We start from the raw sequence: 2,519 nt of genomic DNA on the forward strand, positions 1-2,519 counted from the left end.
CTCTTAAATACCTCGGGAGGGGATGTCGATGCGGGACTTGCAATCGCGGAGATGATTGCATCTCTGTCGATGCCGACGGTGTCTCTGGTGCTTGGCGGAAGCCATTCAATCGGAGTTCCGCTTGCCGTCTCGACGGATTACTCGTTTATTGTGCCGACCGGAACGATGATGATTCACCCGGTCCGCATGAATGGACTTGTGATCGGGGCATCCCAGACCTACGAATATTTTGATATGATTCAGGACCGGATTTTAAGTTTTATCAGCGAACATTCCCGGATCGCTTACGATCAGGCAAAACGGCTGATGCTGAATACGAAGATGCTCACGAGGGATCTCGGAACGGTGCTTGTCGGCACACAGGCAGTCCGGGAGGGACTGATCGACGAGGTCGGAGGAATCCGGGAAGCACTTGGAAAACTCTACGAGATGGTAGACAGAAGAAGAGAAAATCTGATAAAATAAGAAAGAAAAGACAGACAAATGACGGACAGAGAAAGAATGATACAGAACGATACAGAAGAAAAGGATGAGAGAGATGGACAGACGACAGATAGAGGTATCCGGGAATCCGGGAGGAAGTGACCGCACGAAGTACCGGCTTGCGGAGTCGATTAAGGCATGCATGAAGGTTACCCCGGTGGATCGCATCACCGTCAAGGATATCGTGGATGGATGCGGACTGACGCGCCAGACATTTTACCGGAATTTTAAGGATAAATATGACCTGATTAACTGGTATTTCGATAAACTTGTGCTCCAGTCATTCGCACAGATGGGAACAGAAAATACGGTAGGGGAGAGTCTGGTCCAGAAATTTGAGTTTATCCGCAAGGAGAAAGCTTTTTTCACGGAAGCGTTCCGCTCGGATGATTACAATTCGGTCAAGGAACATGATTTCGTCCTGATCTTGCAGTTTTATAAGAGCCTGATTGCGGCGAGGACGTCGAGAACGCTGAGTGAAGATCTCGATTTCCTGCTTGAGATGTACTGCCGGGGGTCGGTTTATATGACGGAAAAATGGGTGCTTGGCGGAATGAAGCGCTCTCCGGAGGAGATGGCGGAGAAACTTGTGGAGGGAATCCCGCCGAAACTTGCGAAGGTGTTTGCAGAGCTTGGGCTCTTGTGAGGTTTTTGATTTGAGTGTTTTTGACGGGTTTTGCGTTTTTTCTTTTCTGCAGATGCCGGACAGGATACCGGTGTCATGCGGATTGTGTGCTTGAGACTGAGAAAAATGTTTATGGTTTGACAGGCGTGAAAACGGAGAAATCGAGAATTTCCCGGACTTTTATCGTGAAAATAGATGAAGAAAAAGAAAATAGAAAAAAAGTTTTAGGCGGAAAGTGACAAACGGACGGATTTGTCACTTTCTTTTTTGAAAAAATGCTGTTAAAATTATAACAGTTGCAAGAGAGCGGACGAAAAGAAAATTTCGTCCAGAAGAGCAAAACAAAACCGGTCATGTGCGGTTGATTCCGCACGTGGCCAGAGATTATTTATAGGAGGAGATTCACATGGCAAACAGAATTGTATTGAATGAGACTTCTTATCATGGAGCAGGAGCAATCAAGGAGATCGCAAATGAGGTGAAGACCAGAGGATTTGCGAAGGCATTTGTATGTTCTGATCCGGATCTGATCAAATTTGGCGTGACAAAGAAAGTGACGGATGTTTTGGACGGAGCAGGTCTTGCTTATGAGATTTATTCCAACATTAAGCCGAATCCGACGATCGAGAATGTCCAGACCGGTGTCGCAGCATTCAAGGCATCCGGTGCAGATTATCTGATTGCAATCGGTGGAGGTTCCTCGATGGATACCGCAAAGGCAATCGGTATCATCATCAACAATCCGGAGTTTGAGGATGTCAGAAGCCTCGAGGGTGTGGCTCCGACGAAGAAGCCATGTGTGCCGATCATCGCAGTTCCGACCACAGCAGGAACCGCAGCGGAGGTAACGATCAACTACGTGATCACCGATGTTGAGAAGAAGAGAAAGTTTGTATGTGTAGATACCCACGACATTCCGGTAGTGGCAGTGATTGATCCGGATATGATGTCAAGTATGCCGAAGGGTCTGACGGCTTCCACCGGTATGGATGCCCTGACTCATGCGATCGAGGGATATATCACAAAGGCTGCATGGGAGACGACAGATATGTTCCATCTCAAAGCAATCGAGATCATTTCCAAGTCCCTGAGAGGCGCCGTTGCAAACACTCCGGAGGGCAGAGAGGGAATGGCACTCGGTCAGTACATTGCAGGAATGGGATTCTCCAATGTCGGTCTTGGAATCGTTCACTCAATGGCACATTCACTCGGTGCAGTCTATGACACTCCGCACGGTGTCGCAAATGCAATTCTGCTTCCGACTGTTATGGAGTACAACGCTCCGTGCACCGGAGATAAGTACAAATACATTGCAAAGGCAATGGGCGTCGAGGGTGTCGATGAGATGACCCAGGAAGAGTACCGCAAGGCAGCTGTCGATGCAGTCAAGAAGCTGTCCGCAGATGTGGGC

At 48.3% G+C, this 2,519-nt stretch carries 3 protein-coding genes; all 3 read left to right on the forward strand.

What is annotated here, in order from left to right:
• On the forward strand, window positions 1-465 hold a 465-nt coding region (locus ACR0QE_RS13330), incomplete at its 5' end, for a ClpP family protease (protein ID WP_432628820.1).
• 73 nt (window positions 466-538) lie between these two features.
• Window positions 539-1,129: a TetR/AcrR family transcriptional regulator C-terminal domain-containing protein gene (locus tag ACR0QE_RS13335; RefSeq protein WP_432628821.1), complete on the forward strand. Its 591-nt coding sequence runs from the start codon at window positions 539-541 to the stop codon at window positions 1,127-1,129.
• Window positions 1,130-1,514: 385 nt separating this feature from the next.
• Window positions 1,515-2,519 (forward strand): lactaldehyde reductase (gene fucO / locus ACR0QE_RS13340; protein ID WP_432628822.1); only part of this gene is annotated, 1,005 nt, incomplete at its 3' end.

Origin of the sequence: Brotaphodocola sp., from assembly GCF_050873065.1 — a bacterium.
Lineage (GTDB): Bacteria > Bacillota > Clostridia > Lachnospirales > Lachnospiraceae > Brotaphodocola.